Source organism: Arenibacter aquaticus (assembly GCF_003957295.1).
In the GTDB taxonomy this organism is placed as follows: Bacteria; Bacteroidota; Bacteroidia; order Flavobacteriales; family Flavobacteriaceae; genus Arenibacter; species Arenibacter aquaticus.
Window position 1 is genome coordinate 835,319 of the sequence record NZ_RQPJ01000021.1, and the last position, 19,302, is coordinate 854,620.

The 19,302-nt window shown below is 37.5% G+C and carries 22 protein-coding genes; 14 read left to right on the forward strand and 8 right to left on the reverse strand.

All coding sequences use genetic code 11. From position 1 onward, the window contains the following. The first annotated feature begins 69 nt into the window (after nt 1-69). The 7 genes from EHW67_RS19300 to EHW67_RS19330 all read left to right on the forward strand — a co-directional run bounded on the left by EHW67_RS19300 (nt 70) and on the right by EHW67_RS19330 (nt 6,244). Nucleotides 70-1,239 (forward strand): Gfo/Idh/MocA family protein, encoded by a 1,170-nt coding sequence (locus tag EHW67_RS19300; RefSeq protein ID WP_126164014.1) that lies wholly within the window; start codon nt 70-72, stop codon nt 1,237-1,239. A 36-nt stretch (nt 1,240-1,275) separates the two neighbouring features. Then, complete coding sequence (locus EHW67_RS19305; protein ID WP_126164015.1) at nt 1,276-1,677, forward strand: ACT domain-containing protein; 402 nt, start codon at nt 1,276-1,278, stop codon at nt 1,675-1,677. Between the two features lie 287 nt (nt 1,678-1,964). After that, complete coding sequence (locus tag EHW67_RS19310; protein WP_126164016.1) at nt 1,965-3,077, forward strand: glycoside hydrolase family 88/105 protein; 1,113 nt, start codon at nt 1,965-1,967, stop codon at nt 3,075-3,077. A 319-nt stretch (nt 3,078-3,396) separates the two neighbouring features. Beyond that, nucleotides 3,397-3,924, forward strand: a complete 528-nt coding sequence (locus tag EHW67_RS19315; RefSeq protein ID WP_317126895.1) for a sigma-70 family RNA polymerase sigma factor — start codon at nt 3,397-3,399, stop codon at nt 3,922-3,924. A gap of 124 nt (nt 3,925-4,048) precedes the next feature. After that, entirely contained in the window at nt 4,049-4,741 is a 693-nt protein-coding gene (locus tag EHW67_RS19320) for a VOC family protein (protein ID WP_126164017.1), read from the forward strand. A gap of 115 nt (nt 4,742-4,856) precedes the next feature. Continuing rightward, the gene (locus tag EHW67_RS19325; RefSeq protein WP_126164018.1) at nt 4,857-5,279 is read left to right on the forward strand and encodes a DoxX family protein; all 423 of its coding nucleotides are present in this window, start codon (nt 4,857-4,859) and stop codon (nt 5,277-5,279) included. Nucleotides 5,280-5,338: 59 nt separating this feature from the next. After that, nucleotides 5,339-6,244 carry a metallophosphoesterase gene (locus EHW67_RS19330; protein ID WP_158285154.1) on the forward strand — a complete coding sequence of 302 codons (906 nt, stop codon included), beginning with the start codon at nt 5,339-5,341 and terminating at the stop codon, nt 6,242-6,244. A 144-nt stretch (nt 6,245-6,388) separates the two neighbouring features. Here EHW67_RS19330 and EHW67_RS19335 read toward each other — a convergent pair whose 3' ends face one another. Then, nucleotides 6,389-6,868, reverse strand: coding sequence for a Dps family protein (locus EHW67_RS19335; RefSeq protein WP_126164020.1), 480 nt, complete (start codon nt 6,866-6,868; stop codon nt 6,389-6,391). A gap of 315 nt (nt 6,869-7,183) precedes the next feature. On the opposite strand from EHW67_RS19335, the gene EHW67_RS19340 reads away from it, so the two are divergent. From EHW67_RS19340 to EHW67_RS19355, 4 genes are all read left to right on the forward strand, one after another. Continuing rightward, complete coding sequence (locus tag EHW67_RS19340) at nt 7,184-8,428, forward strand: efflux RND transporter periplasmic adaptor subunit (protein ID WP_126164021.1); 1,245 nt, start codon at nt 7,184-7,186, stop codon at nt 8,426-8,428. A 4-nt stretch (nt 8,429-8,432) separates the two neighbouring features. Continuing rightward, the gene (locus EHW67_RS19345; RefSeq protein WP_126164022.1) at nt 8,433-9,803 is read left to right on the forward strand and encodes an ABC transporter permease; all 1,371 of its coding nucleotides are present in this window, start codon (nt 8,433-8,435) and stop codon (nt 9,801-9,803) included. A 57-nt stretch (nt 9,804-9,860) separates the two neighbouring features. Then, nucleotides 9,861-11,321 (forward strand): TolC family protein, encoded by a 1,461-nt coding sequence (locus tag EHW67_RS19350; protein ID WP_126164023.1) that lies wholly within the window; start codon nt 9,861-9,863, stop codon nt 11,319-11,321. A 136-nt stretch (nt 11,322-11,457) separates the two neighbouring features. Continuing rightward, nucleotides 11,458-12,396 (forward strand): LysR substrate-binding domain-containing protein, encoded by a 939-nt coding sequence (locus EHW67_RS19355; protein ID WP_126164024.1) that lies wholly within the window; start codon nt 11,458-11,460, stop codon nt 12,394-12,396. 3 nt (nt 12,397-12,399) lie between these two features. Here EHW67_RS19355 and EHW67_RS19360 read toward each other — a convergent pair whose 3' ends face one another. After that, nucleotides 12,400-12,795, reverse strand: coding sequence for a hypothetical protein (locus EHW67_RS19360; protein ID WP_126164025.1), 396 nt, complete (start codon nt 12,793-12,795; stop codon nt 12,400-12,402). Between the two features lie 153 nt (nt 12,796-12,948). After that, on the reverse strand, nt 12,949-13,146 hold the full coding sequence (locus tag EHW67_RS19365; RefSeq protein WP_126164026.1) for a hypothetical protein: 198 nt from the start codon (nt 13,144-13,146) through the stop codon (nt 12,949-12,951). A 102-nt stretch (nt 13,147-13,248) separates the two neighbouring features. Between EHW67_RS19365 and EHW67_RS19370 the strand changes: the two genes are divergently transcribed. Continuing rightward, complete coding sequence (locus EHW67_RS19370) at nt 13,249-14,571, forward strand: D-alanyl-D-alanine carboxypeptidase (RefSeq protein ID WP_126164027.1); 1,323 nt, start codon at nt 13,249-13,251, stop codon at nt 14,569-14,571. Between the two features lies 1 nt (nt 14,572). Here EHW67_RS19370 and EHW67_RS19375 read toward each other — a convergent pair whose 3' ends face one another. The 5 genes from EHW67_RS19375 to EHW67_RS19395 all read right to left on the reverse strand — a co-directional run bounded on the left by EHW67_RS19375 (nt 14,573) and on the right by EHW67_RS19395 (nt 18,099). Continuing rightward, nucleotides 14,573-15,076, reverse strand: a complete 504-nt coding sequence (locus EHW67_RS19375; protein ID WP_317126896.1) for a peptide-methionine (S)-S-oxide reductase — start codon at nt 15,074-15,076, stop codon at nt 14,573-14,575. Nucleotides 15,077-15,091: 15 nt separating this feature from the next. Continuing rightward, the gene (gene nudK / locus EHW67_RS19380; RefSeq protein ID WP_202912018.1) at nt 15,092-15,679 is read right to left on the reverse strand and encodes a GDP-mannose pyrophosphatase NudK; all 588 of its coding nucleotides are present in this window, start codon (nt 15,677-15,679) and stop codon (nt 15,092-15,094) included. Nucleotides 15,680-15,864: 185 nt separating this feature from the next. After that, nucleotides 15,865-16,518 carry a DUF2461 domain-containing protein gene (locus tag EHW67_RS19385; RefSeq protein ID WP_126164029.1) on the reverse strand — a complete coding sequence of 218 codons (654 nt, stop codon included), beginning with the start codon at nt 16,516-16,518 and terminating at the stop codon, nt 15,865-15,867. Nucleotides 16,519-16,565: 47 nt separating this feature from the next. Further along, nucleotides 16,566-17,363 (reverse strand): TIGR00266 family protein, encoded by a 798-nt coding sequence (locus EHW67_RS19390; RefSeq protein ID WP_126164030.1) that lies wholly within the window; start codon nt 17,361-17,363, stop codon nt 16,566-16,568. A gap of 280 nt (nt 17,364-17,643) precedes the next feature. Then, nucleotides 17,644-18,099, reverse strand: coding sequence for a DUF4442 domain-containing protein (locus EHW67_RS19395; protein WP_126164031.1), 456 nt, complete (start codon nt 18,097-18,099; stop codon nt 17,644-17,646). A 263-nt stretch (nt 18,100-18,362) separates the two neighbouring features. Between EHW67_RS19395 and EHW67_RS19400 the strand changes: the two genes are divergently transcribed. Both EHW67_RS19400 and EHW67_RS19405 read left to right on the forward strand, forming a co-directional pair. Beyond that, nucleotides 18,363-18,845, forward strand: a complete 483-nt coding sequence (locus tag EHW67_RS19400) for a DUF4870 domain-containing protein (RefSeq protein ID WP_126164032.1) — start codon at nt 18,363-18,365, stop codon at nt 18,843-18,845. Nucleotides 18,846-18,966: 121 nt separating this feature from the next. Further along, entirely contained in the window at nt 18,967-19,302 is a 336-nt protein-coding gene (locus tag EHW67_RS19405; RefSeq protein ID WP_126164033.1) for a PadR family transcriptional regulator, read from the forward strand.

Genomic DNA, 19,302 nt, shown 5'->3' on the forward strand with positions numbered 1-19,302 from the left:
TACATTTTTCTTTTATCTTGCTTATCATATGTTTAACTTTAGTTTTCCTAAAACCTAAAAACCAACCTAATGGACTATAATAGACGCAAATTTATTAGTAGATCTTTTGCTTCGGCTGCTGGAATGGCCTCTGCTGCTATGATACCAACACAAGTATTTGGCAATAACCTACACAGCACTGCAAGGCCGGAAGAGATAATATTGAAGCCCAATGCACCTTCAGAGAATAAAGAAAGTATTAAGTTTTCTGTAATAGGACTTAATCATGGTCATATTTACGGAATGGTAAACTCCTTGATCAAAGGTGGAGGAAAAATGGTGGCAGTATATGCCGAAGAGCCAGAGTTATTACAGGAGTTCCTAAAACGTTATCCTAACACCACGGTTGCCAAAAATCAGAAAGAAATACTGGAAGACAATTCCATTCAGCTAGTGGCCAGTGCTTCCATCCCAATAGAAAGGGCACCGCTTGGAATTCGCGTAATGAAAACTGGTAAGGATTTTATGACAGACAAGCCAGGCATTCTTACCATGGATCAGTTTAAGGAAGTAAAAAGGGTACAGAAAGAAACCAAGCGCATTTATTCTATAGTCTATAGTGAGCGCCTGGGAAATCCGGCTTCTGTAAAGGCGGGTGAATTGGTAAGAGCTGGGGCAATAGGGAAAGTAGTACAAACTATTGGCCTAGGTCCACATAGAATGCGTCCGGAATCACGACCGGAATGGTTCTTTGACCCCAACAAGGCAGGAGGAATATTGTGTGACATAGGCTCCCATCAATGTGATCAATTTCTTTACTATACCAACTCCCAACAAGCGGAAGTTAATTACTCACAAATAGGGAATTTTAAAAATTCCCACAATCCAATATATCAAGATTTTGGAGACATGAGCCTGAGAAGTCAACACGCCACAGGTTACATTAGAGTTGACTGGTTTACTCCTGAAGGTTTAGGTACTTGGGGAGATGGCCGTACCTTTATTCTAGGAACGGAAGGCTATATAGAAATGCGCAAATATATTGATATTGCGGGTAGAGAGGGAGGCAACCATCTGTTTTTGGTAAACCAGAAAGAAACTAAATATTACGATTGCTCCCACATTAATATGCCCTATGGACAACAACTTGTTTACGATGTGGTGCACCGTACCCAAACCGCCATGTCTCAGGACCATTGCTTCTTGGCAACGAAATTGGCACTGATCGCTCAGGAAAGGGCCCATAAAATCAATGTATGATCCTCTTGTAACGATGACAGAGCTAAAACAGACTATATGAGTGGTGAAACCAATATATCCAAATTAATTAGAGGTATGTCTCCCAAACTTAACGAAGGAGAACACGTATTTTGTACTATTCAAGATATAGAAACAATAGATAGAAAGGACACCATTTGTGAGTTTAAGGAAAAGGAAGGGATAACCATTGTGATTAAAAAAGATATGGCTGATGAATTAGGATTGTCCTATGGGTATGTAGCCTCTTGGATTACCTTAATGGTACATTCCTCACTGGAAGCAGTAGGTCTTACTGCAATATTTTCGACTGAATTGACAAAAAACAAAATCAGTTGTAATGTGATAGCCGGTTACTATCACGACCATATTTTTGTAGATTCGAAAGATTCCGAAAAGGCTATGTTGGTTTTAAATGCACTAGCTAAAACTGAAAATTAACAGATCTGCCTTAGGCAGTAATTAGGGGATTTTTCTCATTCTTGTGCCCAATTATCGGATCCTAAATTGACCTTGTTAATACACATCCTATATTTTATTGCATTCTAAATATTAGCTCAATATTCATCAAATTAAAAAGAATTTAACCAAATATTTATTATTATTGTAATCGATTGAACAAATATTATAATTTTACAAAAAATGAGTACCAAAACCCGTAAATAAATCATTTACACCTTTGGACCATTATTTAAACACATTCATAATAACTATAAAATAATCAATCAATGAACAGATCAACTATTTTTAAAACGTTAACATGTTTTGCCTTCGCAGCCTTTTCCCAGGCCCAAGACATTGAACCAAAAGAAGTTCTAGAAGTTATGGAAGAAGTTGCCGATTGGCAAATAGAAAATTATGAAGGCCTATATAGCGGACATTCAAAACCCCACCATCCATTGGATTGGACCAATGGAGCCCTTTACGTAGGAATGGTAAAATGGGCCGCAATGGCAGAAGATGATAAATATTATGAATGGCTTAAGGGAATTGGAGAAAAACACGATTGGCAATTACATCGTAGAAAATACCATGCAGATGATCACACGGTGGGACAGTTATATGTAGAACTATATCGCAAGTATAATGACCCTGATATGATTGAACCTACCAAAGAGCAATTTAATTATATCATGTACCACCCTGCCCAAACCTCCCTACAATGGAAGACCCCCTATCACCAGAGCAGATGGAATTGGTGTGATGCCCTATTTATGTCACCTCCAGTTTGGGCAAAACTATACAACATTACAGGGGAAAAGAAATATCTGGACTTTATGATGGACGAATTTAAAGCAACCACCGATTTCTTGTTCGATAAAATGGAAAATCTCTATTATAGGGACGAAAGTTATATGGGTAAACTAGATAACGGAACAAAAATATTCTGGTCTCGGGGCAACGGATGGGTATTTGCCGGGCTGGTTAACGTAATGAACGAACTTGATCCCAATAGCAAAGAGTATAAATACTTCTTGAAAATATATAAAAAAATGGCAGCCAAACTTCTAAAGATCCAAACTCCCGCAGGACATTGGGCAATGAGTTTATTAGGTCAGGACTACTACCCTACTCCAGAGACCAGTGGTACCTCGTTTTATATTTATGGGTTGGCATGGGGAATAAACCAAGGAATATTGGACAAAGCCACCTATGCCCCTGCAGTAAAAAAGGGTTGGAACGCCTTGGTTGGACATGTAACCGATGACGGAATGTTGGGTTATGTACAACCCATTGGAGCGGCTCCAGGAAAAGCTTGGCCAAACAAGACGGAAGTTTATGGTACTGGGGCGTTTTTAAGTGCCGGTTCAGAAGTATACAAATTGTACGGAGGAAAATAAGAACTTACTTTTCTGACTACGATATACAGTTCTATTACACAGTAGCAATATTTCACCTTTAAAGAAATTAATTAAAATATATTGTAGATTTAAAAAAGTTCTAAATTTTTGTATCCTTTTAGGCATTATTCAGTCTCCTTATTGAATCTAAAATTTAATAGACATGAATAATTGTAAATGCACAAACTGTGAATGCACAAAATGCAATTGTGTTGACTGTTCAAAAAAGGACTGCTCTTGTACAAAATGTGAATGTACCAAGTGCGATTGTTGCTAAAAAGGTTGGTCTATAAGGACCAACCTTTTATATTAGTATACTATGAAAATGGAAACGGCGGACATTTGGAAACAATTTAATGGAGAGATATATTTTTTTATTCTTAAAAAAGTGAAGGATGCAGATGCTTCAATGGATATATTACAAAATTCCTTCCTAAAGATCCATCAAAATCTAAAAACCATAAAAGACCCAGGGAAGGTCAAAGCTTGGGTTTTTCAAATTGTAAGAAATGAAATTGCCAATTATTTTAATTCAAAGTCAAAAACCCCATACCCCAATGATAAGCTGCTCCCTGTGTCGCAAGAGAACTATGAGGATTTCTGTTGCTTTGATCAATTTATAGACAATTTGCCAGATACCTACCAAGAGGTAATTAAATTGGTCTATTTAAAAGGAAAAACACAAACTGAAGTTGCCGAAATAGCGGGTATAAGCTTGGCCAATGTAAAAGCCAGAATTAGAAGGGCCAAATTGATCCTGATACATAATTTTAATGATTGTTGTAGGTTTTCCATAAACAAGGAAGGTAAACTTGTAGGCGAATCCAATTGCCCTAAATGCCACTAAAGACCATACAGTACTATGCCAAGATAACCGTTAAGCATTCCTTTAACAACCAATATTTACTATCTTAGTGCTATTGGTTCTTAGGTATAACTCTACCTATTTCCAAATAGATCAGTATGCTATCATGATAATAAAGGAGTTAAAATTATTCTCTTCCCAAATTAAGGCCCAAACCGAATTTTATTCGGAAGTTTTGGGGCTGAAGAAGCTTTATGGGTCTATAAATAAGGTGTCCTTTCAAGTGGGGAATTCCATTTTACATTTGGAATACAAAGAGGACGCAACTCCTTACCATTTCGCTATTAATATCCCTGCCAACAAAGAACAAGAAGCATTTCACTGGTTAAAATCCAGACTGAGGATACTTAAGGACGGTCAAGATGAGATCATAGATTTCAAAGCTTGGAACGCCAAGGCCATATACTTCTATGATCACGACAAAAACATTGTGGAGCTCATTGCCCGTAAAAATCTTAAAAACCATTCGGAACTAGAATTTAGTGCTGACCAATTTTTGGAAATTTCTGAAATTGGTGTGCCAACGAACGATATTGAGAGAGAGTACGGAACGTTGAGAGATGTAATGGATATTGGGATTTACGATGGTGGATTGGGGAACTTTTGTGCCATTGGTGATGAAAATGGCTTGTTTATCTGCATCAACAAAAACAGGAAAAACTGGTACCCTACACAGGATAAGGCCTATTTTTCAGATTTTGAAGTCATAGTACTGCAGGAAGGAAAATCTTATTGTGCAAACTATAGGGACGGGGCAATAAAAGTGCAACACTTCCACCAAGGTATGGGAAGCAATTAGCTCCTCACAACTTCGTTTATAAATGGTATTCCTAGACGAAACACCCACTGTTTTTCCTTTTACATATCACTAAAAATGAGTATATTAGAGTACAACAACTTTTAAATACTCTATTATGGCCACAATAAAATCATTAAACAAATGGGCCAATGCCCATACTTATTATCCCTTGGACCTTTTAAGAGTTGCATTGGGAGTTTTTCTATTTATGAAGGGAGTGGACTTCATGTCCAACCATCAACAAATGGCAGAAATCATCAAACCTTTTCAAAATATGCCCGGAGGCATGTTGATCATTCATTACGTAGCACCGGCACATTTTGTAGGTGGATTTTTAATTGTAATAGGCTTGCTAACGCGATGGGCCGTGATAGCACAGTTACCTATTCTAATTGGTGCCGTATTGGTGAATTTCATTGGGGAAATGAATACCTCTAACTTAATATTGGCTTTTGCTACCCTATTAGTATGTATTTTCTTTATGTTTTATGGTTCTGGTAAGCACTCTGCTGATTACTATTTAAAAATGCAGAAATAGGACATTTGCCCATATTTAGTTTATATTTAAAACCATTATTATTAATGGTTTATCGTACTATGTCCAATTCCACTTGCACCTCCTCCCCTAGTATTTCCAAAACAATACATGTTTTTCTTATCTTAATTGTTTTCATTTTATACTCATGTGGTGATAACAAAAACTCCAGGCCAAAAGGCAAATCGGTACAAGAAATAACTCCTGTCTCATTTACTGCCATTGGTGACGTTCCTTATAATGAAGAACAGCGAGATAGTTTAATAAAAATGATTTCCAAACATAATGCCACCAAGGCGTCCCAATTTGTAGTTCATCTTGGCGATATTAAACCGGGAGCCGGCACTTGTGACGAAGCTGTTTACCAGGATGTTCATGGAATTTTAAGAGAATTTAATGTCCCCACTTTTATCGTATTGGGAGACAATGAATACAACGACTGTGAAGACCCGGAACAAGGTTTGGCGTATTGGAATGAATATTTTCTTCATTTTAATGAAAATTGGGCTTTTGAACCCGTTGTATCTTACCAAGCGGAACGTACAGAAAATTTTAGTTGGATAAAGAACAGAGTCTTGTTTATAGGCACCAACCTTGTAGGAAGCCAGGTTCATGACTCCATAGAATGGCAAAACAGGTTGACCCAAAATGGACAGTGGGTAAAAAAACTCTTGGAAGAACAAAAGAATAAGGTTAATGCCATGGTCCTTTTTGGCCATGCCAATATGGTTGAAGCCGGACCAGAGAAGTTTAAGCCCTTTACAGATTTATTTGTATCCGCTGCCCGTTCCTTTGGAAAACCCGTACTTATGGTCCAAGGCGATGGTCATTTTTGGATTAAGGATAAGCCATGGTCCGCACAAAATATTACCCGATTACAAATAGATGGGCGTGATACTGCCGTTAAAATTACGGTAGATACTAATCTTGAATATCCCTTCTTATTCGATAGGGAATTTTTAAATTGAAGTGTCTATAACAGAATCATCCCTAACCATGATGGTAAAGGTTAACTAGTACCTTATCTACCCATCAAAATTAGAGATGATTATATTTTTCATCCATGAACCTCTATTATACATAGTGCCCATGAAAGACCGTGATAAGTATGATTAAATTTCTTCGGCCAACCAAGCCTTCATCATCCAAACAGTTTTTTCCTGCTCGGTAATAAATTCGCTCATCATGGCATTTGTTCCTTCATCGGAAGCTTCATCGGATGCATCCAAAATAGCCCTTTCTATCACCAATAACTCCGTTAAGGAATCAACTATCAACCTAATTGCGTCTTCATCTTTGGTAATATTCTTACCTACCGGTACTTTGGCATTCTTACTATAGTCCTCAAAGGTATGTAAAGGTACTCCACCTAAAGTAAGAATACGTTCTGCTATTTCATCTACTTTTAAATTGGCATCCGTATATAACTCCTCAAATTTCACATGAAGATCAAAAAACCTTTTCCCTTTTATATTCCAATGAATCCCACGAAGATTTTGGTAATAGGTCTGGAAATTGGCCAACAATTTATTTAAATCATTGCTCAAGGATTTTGACTTGGCCACATCTAGGCCTATACTGTTAAGTTGCATAATTATATTCTTTTTAAATTATTTATTACCTCAAAAGTAATGCAATTGCCACATTTAATGAAGTCAGGGCTATTGATAGTATTTATAACCGAATAATATTATATAATTATGAAATGTTGGTAGTTTACAATTGGAACAATTCTTGATATGATATTTAAAGTTTTGAGAAAAAATACAAATAAGTGAACATTATTTTATGCTTATAACATAGTATTTCTTAAAAAATTATGAAAAGAATAACATATTTTCTTACAGATAATTATAGGACTAAACTAAATTTAACCTAATTCTAGACCATTAACTAAACCACCTATCATGAGTAAAAAGAAGCTATTGCTCTCTGGTATTCCTATTGTACTTATTCTTCTTGGATATACCTTGTTCGGAAACAATTCCGATGAAGATGTGGCCATTACCACTAAGGTAGTCAAAGGCCAATTTACCAGTGAGGTAATTATCTCTGGGGAGGCCCAATCCACAAGCTTAAAAAAAATAAACGGTCCCAATGACATTCGCAAGTTTAAGCTAAGGGACGTAAAGATCCAGGATTTAATACCAGAGGGATCGGTTGTAAAGAAAGGGGACTATGTAGGTAGATTGGACCCTTCAGAAGTAAATGAACAAATCATTGATGCCCAATTAAATTTGGAAACAGCACAATCCAAATACACCCAAGAACAACTGGATACCACCCTAACCTTGAAACAGGAGCGGACTGCTATTAAAGATTTGTTATTCGACATTGAGGAGAACAAATTGGAACTAAAACAATCTATTTATGAGCCACCGGCCACCATAAAGAAATTGGAAATAAATATTGAGCGTTTGGAGCGCGACTTAAAGGAGAAAAAGGAGGATTACAAGATAAAGGAACAGAAAGCCATGGCCAAAATGGTTGAGGTAGGCACGGAAGTCTCCAAAATAAAGAAAACACTTGAAGAACTTCAAAATCTACAGAAATCCTTCACTATTCATTCCGATGCCAATGGTATGGTAACCTACGCCAAAAACTGGGACGGTTCCAAAAGAAAAGTCGGTTCTTCAATAAGTATGTGGGATCCGGCCATTGCTACCCTACCCGATCTTAATAAAATGGAATCCAAGACCTATGCCAATGAAGTGGATATTAGAAAAATAAAAAAAGACCTTCCTGTAATTATTGGGTTTGATGCCTTTCCGGATATAACCCTAAAAGGTACGGTAACCAATGTGGCCAATGTAGGAGAAGTGAAACGAGGTTCGGATATTAAACTTTTTCAGGTACTGGTAAACATGGACGAAAACAATCCCAATGTTAGGCCCGGAATGACCACCTCTAATCGGATTATTATACACCAGGAAGAAAATGTCCTAATGGTTCCCCTAGAGGCTATTTTTTCACAAGATTCCATTAGCTATGTTTACGCAAAATCGGGACTTTCCATTTCCAAAAAAGAAGTGGAAATGGGCGATTCCAATGTAGACGTGGTTATCATTAAAAAGGGGGTAGATGAAAATGAAGTGGTGTATCTAAGCAAGCCAGAAGGGCTGGAGGAAAAAAGCATTCTTTCCTTAAACTAAGCCCATGATAGACAAAATACTATTAGAAAAGATCATATCCAATATCCAAGAGGCCATACGGGTAGTGATAATCAATAAGGTCAGGACCTTTTTAACGGCATTGGGAATAATATTTGGAGTAGCTGCTGTTATCACCATGCTATCTATTGGCAATGGTGCCGAGAAAGAGATTCTCTCCCAACTGGAATTGGTAGGGGTAAACAACATTGTGGTAACCCCCATACCGGATGAAGAGGATGAAAACGGTAGCGAGGAGGACGAAGGGGTCCAAGAGACCACAAGGTTTTCCAAAGGACTGGATCTATTGGATGTAAATAGCATAGCTCAAAACATTCCAACGGTAAGGGCTATTAGTCCAGAAATAATTTTGGAAACCTATGTCATAAAAAAAGGCAGGCAAAATTCGGTAAAACTTATTGGGGTCACCAATTCCTTTTTCAAGACCTCGAACATTCACATTGGCAAAGGCAATCTCTTTTCCAAAGAACACACAAAAAACGCTGCTGCAGTCTGTATTATTGGTGAAAAAGTAGAAAAGAAATTATTCCCTGGCGAGAGTGCCGTAGGGAAACAGATCAAGGTAAAGGATGTTTGGCTAAAAGTAATAGGTATAATAGAAGAAAAACTTATTTCTGATAAGGCCCAGGAAAATTTAGGTATTAGGGATTTAAATCAGGATATCTATATCCCGGTAAAAACCTTCCTGACACGATATAAGGATAGAAAAATTATTTCAGATGTGCCGATAGATTACAGTGGAGGCGGCGTAATCATCGTAAGTGGTGCCAACAACGGACCAAAAAAAAGAATTCCCAGGGGCAACTACCATCAATTGGACCGCTTAACCGTTCAGGTTAACAATTCCAATGAACTAAAGGCTACGGCAGAAGTACTGAGCAAACTTCTTAAACGAAAACACAATGACGTCTTGGATTTTGAAATTACCATACCCATTCATTTGTTGAAACAACAACAAAAGACCAAACAGATTTTTAATATAGTGCTTAGTGTCATAGCCGGGATATCACTTTTAATAGGAGGTATTGGTATTATGAACATAATGCTGGCATCGGTTTTGGAGCGTACCAAAGAGATAGGGATCATGAGGGCCATAGGAGCTACCAAACAAGATGTTATTCTTCAGTTTTTATCTGAGTCGGTCCTAATTAGTCTAGCAGGAGGAATAATTGGAATTATACTGGGAATCATAGCGTCCTATGCCCTGGAGTTCACCACAGGGATAGAGACTATCCTTTCCTTAAATTCAATTATACTGTCCTTTTTTGTGGCCACCCTAATAGGGCTACTATTTGGAGTACTGCCAGCTAAATCCGCTGCTAACAAAAACCCAATTGAGGCCATTAGACGCGAATAAAAAATAAATAAACAACGTATTTGTATTCCCCCACTATACCAATTAAAATAGTAGAGAATGAAAAAATGCATTTTGCTCATATTTCTTAGTGCCCCACTCCTTATTTTGGGTCAATCCAAAAAACTAAAACTTTCAGAAGCCATAAAAATGGCAAAAAAAAATTCTCCGGAATACAAAGCTGTACTTAACCTTTCGCAGGGAAGCTATTGGAGATACAGGACCTATATGGCCGAGTTTCTACCTCAGTTTAGGTTAACGGCCACCTTGCCCAATTATTCAAATTCCATCACGAGAATAACCAATGATGAAGGCCAGGACATTTTTGTAAACCAAAACCAATCCAGAATAGATGGCCAACTATCCGTTGACCAGCGAGTAGGTTTCACAGGGGGCATACTTTCCCTTAATTCGGAGATTCAAAGGATTGATCGTTACGGCAGTGTGGAAACCAGCAATTATTCCTTGACCCCACTATCCCTAAACTATTATCAAAACTCCTTGTTTTATAATCCTTATAAATGGGACAAAAAGATAGAGCCCTTAAAATACGAGGAGTCCAAGCGGGAATATATAGAAAGAATGGAAGAAATAGCTCTTAGTAGTTGCCGACTCTATTTTGGGCTTTTAACTGCACAAATGCGGTTGAAAAATGCGGTAAACAACCTATCTACCCAAGATACACTATTACAAATTGCAAAGGGAAGGTTTGAAATTGGAAAAATAGCGGAAAACGAGTTGCTACAGATGGAACTTGGACATTTAAATTCCCAAAACCAAGTAACTACCAATACAATCTTGCTTAAAAAAACTTCACAAGATCTAGCCCGTTATCTAGAATTGCCAACGGAAGATATTGAACTGGAAATTCCAGAAAAACTAGTGGAATTTGAAGTAAGCCTGGAAACGGCATTGGACGAGGCCGCCACCAATAGAAAATCTGTTATCGAATTCAGACGAAGGCGTCTGGAAGCAGAAAAGAATCTGGCACAGATAAAGGGTAGCAATAGACTGGAAATAAGCGTAAGTGCCAATTTTGGCCTAAACAAACGAGCAGAAGATTATGATTCCCTTTTTCAAGATTATGATAGACAGCAAAATGTTTCTGTGAGATTGGGCATTCCAATTTTTGACTGGGGGGTCTCCAAATCCAAAGTAAAAATGGGCGAGGCCGATCTAGGTCTGGTAGAAACCAATATAGAACAGGAACAACAGGCATTTGAACAGGAGATCTTCCTGCACATCCTTAATTGGTCCAGTAAGCGCGATTTCCTTGCAACTTCAGAAAAGGCAAAAGAGATAGCCGTAAAGCGATATGAGATTACCAAAGAACGTTATATTCTGGGCAAAATAACGATAACCGATTTAAATCTGGCCCAACAAGAAAAAGACAAGGCAGAAATTGAATATTTAAACAGCCTGGAAGATTTTTGGATAGATTATTATACGCTCCGAAAATTAACCCTATATGATTTTATAAATGACGAAAAAATTGAAGCCGAAAACCTTATATTTGATTAAGTTTCTATTAGCTAAGGTTTTCCATAAAACTTTATTTCCACGCTTATAAAATTTTGGACGGTTTTAATAAGTATGGCCAATAGAAAGCTATTTTTGTTCTTAGTTTTTATAATTTTATCGCCTTAAAGGATACCTCATGACCATTACACAATTGCAATATGTGCTTGCCGTAGCAGAATACCAAAATTTCACCTTGGCGGCCGAAAAAAGTTTTGTTACACAACCTACCTTAAGTATGCAGGTACAAAAATTGGAGGATGAATTGGACATATTGATCTTTGATAGAAGTAAAAAGCCCATTAGTATAACCGAAGTAGGTTCCAAGATAGTATCACAAGCCAAAAATATTGTAAATGAGGCCAACCGAATAAAAGATATTGTTGACCAGGAGAAGGGTTTTATAGGAGGGGAATATACCTTGGGCATTATACCCACTATAATGCCTACCCTATTACCTATGTTCCTAAGGACCTTTATAAAAAGATACCCAAAGGTAAATCTGATCATAAAGGAACAGAATACCGAAAGTCTTATCCGCAACCTGCAGGACGGCCATATAGACGCTGCAATTGCTGCTACCCCCTTAGAAATAGAATTTATAAAAGAACGTCCACTGTACTACGAACCCTTTGTTGGATATGTACCGCAGAACCACAGATTGGGGCAGTTATCAGAATTAACACCCGCAGATATGGACATCACAGATGTGTTACTTCTAAAGGACGGTCATTGTTTTAGGGAGGGGGTCATAAATTTATGCAACGCTTCAAAAGAGTATTCAGAAGAACATTTTCAATTGCAGAGTGGTAGTTTTGAAACGCTGATCAACCTATCCAATGAGGGCTTGGGCATGACCCTTCTTCCTTTCTTGAATACATTGGAATTGGATGAAAAGAAGAAACAAAACTTAAAGTTTTTTAAGAAACCGTCCCCCGCCAGAGAAGTAAGCCTTATACACCATAAGAGCGAGCTTAAAATCCAAATTACGGAAGCCCTTCACGATGTAATAGCAGGGGTAGTTAGAGGGGCTATAGCCTTTCAGGATGTAAAGATTATTAGTCCTCTAAATAAGTAAAGGTTATTCTAATTTTCGGTATCTATAGGAGCACTCTTCAATGCACCCTACATTGGCAAGGATGAGTCGGTCATCGGAAAAATTCATACGGAAATTGGCTTCCATAGAATTTCCGTTACAAACATACCTCAAAGATAGGATGCCTTCATCGGTACTGTATATACCATTAACACTGCCTCCGCATGCCTTCGCTGTATCCGAGTAAGATCCGTTGCTCCTAAATTCAATAATGGCACCATTGCTTACCAAGGTCCAGTCCTCAACAATACCACCTGGGCTAATCTTGGTTGCTTCCAACTGCCATTTTCCATGAAGGTTATTGTCAACAGCCGGTAAGGTTTCATCATCCTTTCCACAGCCAAAGAAGAAAAAGACAAACGCGTAGGTTAAATATTTCATTATTTGTAGTAATTATTATACCTCTATATACGATTCAAATTAGCAAAATGGTTGCTTTTTAAGTATAACAATTATCAAAAACATAGTTCCTACCCCAATAAAAAAAACATAAATATATAAAAAGCCACCTTTTAAAAGGCGGCTTATCTATAATTATGCTTTAAGGTAAAGTAAACTTTGTTTTAATTCTGGCTTGTCAAAAATAAACTGTTGTAACCAGAGTTTTAATTCTTCTATTTCGAATGGTAATAGTCTTGTTACTGCTTTTTCTAGTTCCTTGCAAAATAACTTTGTATCAAAACTAACCTTTTGCAGTACGGTTTTGGTGTACTCTAACATAGCTCTTGCCATATTTCAAAATATTTTTAGGTTGCTTGGACTAAGATAACCAATAAAAGGTATATATTATTGTCGATTATCCGTTAAATAATAGATAAAAGGATGTTAAAGTCGATGAACGCAGTCTTTCCTATAGTTTCCAGTACCCTTAAAACGCTAATACACAGTCTAATAATTCTTGGGATTATACTGAGTTTTATAAACTGTAGCAGCATAAAGAACAAACATTTACAAAAAACGTTACACAAACAGCTGCATTCCGGGACAACCAATGATTATTTTCAGGGTATTATGATATATGATCCACAAAACAAGGACACCGTTTACCATGTTAACTCCAATAAATATTTTACCCCTGCCAGTAATACCAAGATAATTACCTTATACTCATCCCTAAAAACCTTACCGAAAAATATCCCAGCCCTTAAATATCTCGTTAGAAATGACACTTTATTTATGGAAGGAACAGGGGATCCTAGCCTTTTACATCCCTATTTTAGGGATAGTACCGTTTTAAAATTTGCCAAAGATTACCCCAATATTTCCCTTCATTTGAACAATTTTAAGGAAAAAAGGTTTGGACCAGGTTGGGCTTGGGAAGATTACCACCTTTATTTTAGTCCGGAAAGAAGCGGTTTTCCCATTTATGGTAATGTAGTATCAATTTTTAAATCGGAAGAGCGGGAACAGCTCGTAATAAGTCCCCCATTATTTAAAGAAAAGGTGGTTCCCATACCCTATACTGTAAATAGGGAACAATACAACAACACCTTTTATTTTAATACAGAACGAAAAGACACCCTAGAGAGTCCGTTTATCCTGGATAGCACCCTTATCAGGAATCTTTTGGAAAAAGCATTGCAAAAAAAAGTGAGTCTTACCCAGCACATGCCGAAAATGGAAAAAAAATTATTGTACAGTGTACCATCTGATTCCCTATACAAAAGGATGATGTACGAAAGCGATAATTTTTTGGCAGAGCAATTATTGATATTGGCTTCTTCCACCCTCTCAGATACTTTAAATAGTGGCAGGGCCCGGGAATATATTTTGGAAAATTATTTATATGATTTAAAGCAACCACCACGTTGGGTAGATGGTTCCGGACTTTCACGCTATAATTTATTCACCCCGGAAACTTTTGTGTATGTACTAAATAGGATGTACGAAGAAGTACCTAGGGAAAGATTGTTTAATCTTTTCCCAATTGGTGGTCAAACGGGTACCCTAAAAAACGGATTTAAAGGAACCGAAAAACCTTATATCTATGCCAAAACGGGATCCTTGGGCAATAACTACTGCCTCAGCGGGTACCTGTTGACCAAGTCGGGCAAGACATTGATTTTTAGCTTTATGAACAATCATTTTAGAATAAGTAATGAGGAGGTAAAACAACATATGCAAACTTTTCTGGAAATGGTCAGGGATAATTATTAAACTAAAGCTTTTCCTTATCTACCAAAGCTTCAAATTTATGAACTAGCAACTGCAGCTTAGGTGATATATAAGCCTCACAAAAAGGCTTCTTGGGGTTGGAATAATAATAGTTCTGAAATTGTGCTTCCGAAGGTTTGAATGCAACAAACGGTAAGACTTGTGTTACCAATTTATTATTAAATTCTCCTTGGTAGTTTTCCAAGGCTTTTGTACTTATTTCTTTATCTCTCTGATTGTATACATATATGGCGGAACGGTATTTACGTCTCATTGAATGAGCCGAAGTAGCCCTATGGCTATGGAGGTGGATCAAAATCAAATCTTCCAGTGTTACCTTATGGTTCTGGTAATGCACAACAACCGCTTCGGAAAAGTAGGATGCCTTGTCTGTAGAAGCTACAAATCCCTGCTCCACCCTTACAACCCCTTTTATAGATTGGAATACCGCCTCGGTACACCAGTGGCATCCACCCCCGAAGGCTATTTTATTGGTTGATTCCATCATTTATTGGTTGTTTCACTACTTAGAAAACAAGGCATTTATTTTGGCATATTGCAGCAACATAATGGTTTTGGCATCCTTAATATCCCCTTTGGCTATCATATCCAAAGCTGTTTGAAAATTTAGCTCCAATACTTCAATATTTTCGGTCTCTTCATCGGCCCCTCCCCCTTCGCCCACCTTCATCCTTTCCTCGTAACACCCAATGAAAAAGTGAAGGATTTCGGTCACCGAACCGGGCGACATATAGGACTCAAATACCTTTTCTACCTTATCCAATTTATAGCCTGTTTCTTCTTCTGCCTCCTTTCTAATACAATCCTCCGGATGGTCTCCATCCAAAAGGCCGGCACATACTTCTATCATCATACCACTTGGGTTGCCGTTGATGTAAGTGGGCATTCTAAATTGTCTGGTTAGGATTACCGTTCCCTTCTTGGCATTGTACAATAATATAGCAGCACCATTACCCCTGTCATAGGCCTCGCGAGACTGCGATTCCCATTTACCATCCTCACGTTGATATTCAAAAGTAATCTTTTGAAGGGTATACCAATTATCCGACAGCAGTTCCTTTTTTATATTTCTTACTTGGCCGTTCTTCACGTATTTATAATTTAATAGTACAAATTTAAGGATTCTAGTTCCACTCTTTACTATAGCGGAACAAGGATAAAACAAACCCAAACTATTTTGCATAGGAGAAAATGGTTGTTGAATTATGTATCTCCCTCCCTTGGTGAAAAATAATTTTCAACCTTTTAATTTTAAGGAAACATAAACATCAGTTTTTAGACTGTAACTGCCCTATTCAGATATCTTCTAAAGGGTAACATTTCCTGATATACAGCTATTACATTATCCTTAAAATTATTCTGTAAAATATCCGCTTTAGCAAGAGGATGCATCACTGCAAAGGTTTTGTTCCGTAGCAGATCTAGATGGGGATGACCTTGCGAAAAACCTTTAGGGGCCCTTATTAGGGAATCATCAACCACCAAATTACCAAAAGTATCTTTGAACGATTTTTTGTTCAAAATTCTTTTAAGTTCCTCTCCGTCATAATCAATTGCCTCGCGAATACTGCGGAGGGTCTTGGAATCTGGCCTCCAAAATCCGCCTGCCAACATGGACTGCCCCAACCCAATTTCAATATAAAAATCCCCAGTATTGGGAGCTTTATCCAGGCCCGCACCAAAATGATCCTTATATACCGGTTTGTTTGGATGGAACATAAGATTATTATTTATACGGTTAATTCCCTTATTCCCGGGGGTACTATAATAGTTCTCGTCTACCTCTGCCAATGTCAGATCCAACTCATTTAACCAATCAATAAAGTCCAGCCGCAGCGTCTTGTACCATTTTCGGTTTTGATCCATCCATTCCTTGGAGTTATTCTGGTTGAGTTGGGTAAGAAAATCAAAAAGATCTTTAAAATTCATCCGCTAAGTAATATCTAAAAAAATTAAAAGGGAAAAACAAAGTATTATTAAAATCGGTTATCTCCGTCAAGAATATTTCCCAGACCACCTAAGAGACTACCTTCTCCCTTATCTTTTCCGCCCCGTGGAATGGATGCCAATACCCTACCCGCCAGTCTACTAAAGGGCAAAGATTGTATATAGACCGTTCCAGGTCCCCGTAAGGTGGCATAGAACAGGCCTTCTCCTCCAAAGATGGTATTTTTAATACCTCCTACAAATTCAATATCGTAATCAACATTCTGGGTAAAACCTATAATACAGCCAGTGTCTACCCTTAAGGTCTCCCCAGGGGCCAATACTTTCTTGGCTGTTGTGCCACCTGCATGAACAAAAGCCATACCGTCGCCTTCCAATTTTTGCATAATAAATCCCTCGCCACCAAATAATCCACGTCCCAATCTTTTGGAAAATTCAATTCCAACCGAAACCCCCTTGGCCGCACACAAAAAAGCATCTTTTTGGCAAATAAATTTTCCCTGAAATTCACTGAGATCAATGGGTATGATCTTTCCTGGGTAAGGTGATGCAAAACTAACCTGTTTTTTACCATGACCAATGTTTAGAAAAGCAGTCATAAAAAGACTTTCTCCCGTCAACAATCGTTTCCCCGCAGAAAATAACTTGCCCAATACCCCGGTATCCTGATTGGAACCATCACCAAAAATAGTATCCATTTTAATATCCGAATCCATCATCATAAAACTGCCAGCTTCCGCTACAACAGCCTCTTGTGGGTCCAGTTCTATTTCTACATATTGCATTTCCTCCCCAAAAATTTGATAGTCTATTTCTTGTGCGTTCATTGTAACTTTATTGTTTAAAAATTTATTAACGCCATATAGGTCGTTTAAAATACTTTTATGTTACACGGTACAAGGCAAAATTCTTAATGCAAATCCTGCCACGTATAGCATATTTTAACTAACTCCTTCTCCTAAAGAAGCATGCATTAATTTTCAATAGGGCAGAGCTTGTCAAGTCTCAAACTTATCTCATTGTACCACCAGCGCATGAAATCATGACTACAATAGAAAAGCGGCACATTGATACATGAATACAGTGCTACATTTGTACGTTGATACATTAATCCCGAAGTTTTAGGGTCCATTCAAAATTAAAGGTAGATACAACCACCCCTTCTTGGTTTACCCCTACCGATTTCATCCATAAGGTTTGCCCCTCCCCTGTTGCAATGGTATTGGTTATGGCTTCTTCTACAAGATGACCATCCAAACAACTAAAAGTGATTAAACCAGTGGCCTTTTTAGAAAAATTGGCATTATTGTTGGCCACCAACATAGAAATATTCTTACCACTTTCCTTAATTCCGTTCATGACCATGGCAGCGGTAGCGAGTTCTGCAGCCATTCCCTGAACCGCCCAGAAAAGGGATTTAAAGGGATTTTGATTTACCCATCTGTGCTTCACCGTAACTACTGCCTTACTTTCATCCATATATTGCACACGTACGCCTGTCCACCATGCAGCAGGAAGTTTAAAGAAGCAGAAAGTATTAATTTTTCTAGGGTTTAAGACCATAACGTTCTGGTTTATAATTCAAAAATATGCAAAATACACGAACAATCTGAATGTTAATATAATGTTAAATTATAGTACTATGTTTTGCATAGTACCATCTTTTAGATATATATTTGCATTGTAAGTTATTATGTATACCCTATTTAAAGTAAAAAGGAGGAGTCCCAATTGTACAAATGGACTATATAGTAATAATACAGAACCTAGTCCTAATGTTTTTAAGAACACCAGCGTAGCAAAAAGCACCTATTATCTATAGACTCATGACACCAGCACTTAGTAAACACGAAAGAAACCTATCGGCTCTAATCCATGCCTCCACCTTTTCAAAGTATTTCATACCCTTTGGGAATTTAATTCTGCCTTTAGTTTTTTGGACTGCTAACAAAAAAAATAACCCATTCGTAGATCTGAATGGTAAACGAGCCTTAAATTTTCAAATAAGTCTATTATTATACTCCCTTCTAATTGGTGTTTTTACATTGCCCTTTGTCCTGGGATTTATTCCGGAACTATTTTATCATAGTTCTATAAACCTATTAAATCTCAACGAATACAATGGCCTTAATTTAAATTTGGATTTTAAAAACATAGGGTTTGGAAGGGTAATATGGCCTTTGGGTATTGCTGCCCTAATACAGTCTGGGCTATTTATTGTAAACATAGTCTATACTATTTTGGCAACAATTAAGACTGGTGAAGGCCAAGAATTTAAATACCCTATAAGCATACCATTTATTAAGTAATTAAAATTAGTACTCATCACACTAATTACAGAGTTTATTCATCAAATCAATCAAAAAATCGAAATGCAACAAATGCAAACATCAAAAAAACGGACAGTCAAATTATTATAATCATGGAACTATGAATATTGAAAATACAAAAGCACAAATGCGCAAGGGTGTATTGGAATACTGCATTCTTTCTATTTTGGATGGGGAGGATAAGTATACCTCCGAAATACTGGACACCCTCAAGAACGCTAAAATGCTAGTGGTAGAGGGCACTATATACCCTTTATTAACACGACTTAAAAATGCAGGATTGCTCAACTACCGTTGGGAAGAATCCACTTCAGGTCCCCCAAGGAAATACTATAAATTAACCGAGACCGGTAAATTGTTCCTAAAGGAATTGGATACTACCTGGGATGAATTAAGAAACGCCACAAATCTGGTTACCAAAAATAAAAAAAGCTAA